Annotated in this window: 2 protein-coding genes; both read right to left on the bottom strand. The window is 61.9% G+C overall.

The window, feature by feature from the left end:
- Positions 1-459, bottom strand: a 459-nt coding sequence (locus tag EN984_RS33045; protein ID WP_127384288.1) for a YaiI/YqxD family protein, incomplete at its 3' end; no start/stop codon positions are given.
- 70 nt (positions 460-529) lie between these two features.
- Positions 530-1657 (bottom strand): S-(hydroxymethyl)glutathione dehydrogenase/class III alcohol dehydrogenase, encoded by a 1128-nt coding sequence (locus EN984_RS33040; protein WP_127270241.1) that lies wholly within the window; start codon positions 1655-1657, stop codon positions 530-532.
- Positions 1658-1868 lie beyond the last annotated feature (211 nt).

Here is a 1868-nt window from a genome sequence, read left to right as displayed (position 1 = left end):
TACAATGCCAGCTTCGCGCCGCAAGATGCGGTCGAGTTCGCCGAGAAACCGCGACCGGTCTTGCGGCGCGAAGCTGGCATTGTAGCCCTTGCTTTCGCCGGTCTCGCGCAGATGCTGCTTCAGGTCACGCATGGCTACCGCCATGCCGATCGTTTCCGGCGTGAAGGGGCGTCCCGTTGGCCCAAGCACATGGGCGCCGAGTGCCACCGCGCGGGCGGCCAGCGGAATGTCGGCGGTGATCACAATGTCGTTGGTGCGTGCATTGTCCACGATCCAGTCGTCGGCGGCATCAGCGCCCTTGGAGACCACCACATTGCGGATCATCGGATCGCGCGATGGCCGCAGGCCGCCATTGGAGACGTAGGTGACAACGACGCCATGCCGGTCGGCCACTTTTTCGACCTCGGCCTTGACCGGGCAGGCGTCTGCATCGACGAGAATAGCGGGGAGTTCGCTCATGTTTCTTTTCTCCTCCCACTTGTGAACCACAGAGGTCGCGGGCCGATTGGGCGGCGGCCTGGTATCTTCCTCAGTAAACCACGACGCTTCTGATCGATTTGCCCTCATGCATGAGATCGAAACCCTTGTTGATGTCCTCGAGCTTCAGCGTGTGAGTGATCATCGGGTCGATCTGGATCTTGCCGTCCATGTACCAGTCGACGATCTTGGGCACGTCGGTGCGGCCGCGCGCGCCACCGAAGGCGGTTCCCATCCAGGTGCGGCCGGTGACCAGCTGGAACGGCCGCGTCGAGATCTCCTGGCCGGCACCGGCGACGCCGATGACGACCGACTTGCCCCAGCCGCGATGCGAGGCTTCCAGCGCCTGGCGCATCACCTTGGTGCTGCCGGTGCAGTCGAATGTGTAGTCGGCGCCGCCGATCTGGTCGGCGCCACGCTTGGTCATGTTGACGAGGTGGGGCACGACATCGCCGTCGATCTCCTTCGGATTGACGAAATGCGTCATGCCGAAGCGCTCGCCCCACTCCTTCTTGTCGTTGTTCAAATCGACGCCGATGATCATGTCGGCGCCGGCAAGTTTCAGGCCTTGGATCACGTTGAGGCCGATTCCGCCGAGGCCGAAGACGACGGCGGTGGCGCCGATCTCGACCTTGGCGGTGTTGATCACAGCACCGATGCCGGTGGTGACGCCGCAGCCGATGTAGCAGATCTTGTCGAAGGGCGCGTCGGGGTTGACCTTGGCTAGCGCGATCTCGGGCAGCACGGTGAAGTTGGAGAAAGTCGAGCAGCCCATATAGTGAAAGATCTTGTCCTTGCCGATCGAGAAGCGCGATGAACCATCGGGCATCAGGCCCTGGCCCTGGGTGGCGCGGATGGCCGTGCACAGATTGGTTTTTCGCGACAGGCAGGAATGGCACTGGCGGCATTCGGGCGTGTAGAGCGGGATGACGTGGTCGCCCTTCTTGAGCGAGGTGACGCCCTTGCCGATATCGACGACGACGCCAGCGCCCTCATGGCCGAGGATGGCCGGAAACAGACCTTCAGGATCAGCACCCGACAGCGTGAATTCGTCGGTGTGGCAGATGCCGGTCGCCTTGATCTCGACCAGCACCTCGCCCTCACGTGGGCCGTCGAGATCGACCTCCATGATCTCCAGCGGCTTTCCGGCGGCGACAGCGACAGCGGCGCGGGTTTTCATCAGACGTCCTCCAATGCGAGTTTTTTCCAAGGTTTCAGGTTTTGCCGACACGATCAACTGGCGGCTGGCTCCCTGACTGGGCCACAGCGATGAATTGGAATCGCAAGTCGATTGAAAGGCAGTGAATTGCATGGTCGGCTTGACCCTGCAAGCACAGGCCATAAAAGGAACGGCCGACCCGAGGGATGACATTTCGCATGTTCACCAAGAT

The sequence above is a fragment of the Mesorhizobium sp. M7A.F.Ca.CA.004.12.1.1 genome (assembly GCF_003997835.1).
Lineage (GTDB): Bacteria > Pseudomonadota > Alphaproteobacteria > Rhizobiales > Rhizobiaceae > Mesorhizobium.
Note: the sequence above shows the minus strand (reverse complement) of the source record. Positions and strands in the feature narration are given on the sequence as shown.

Excerpts from the sequence above, each read along its gene's own strand:
- EN984_RS33040 (WP_127270241.1), bottom strand. The coding sequence starts at position 1,657 with ATGAAAACCCGCGCCGCTGTCGCTGTCGCCGCCGGAAAGCCGCTGGAG.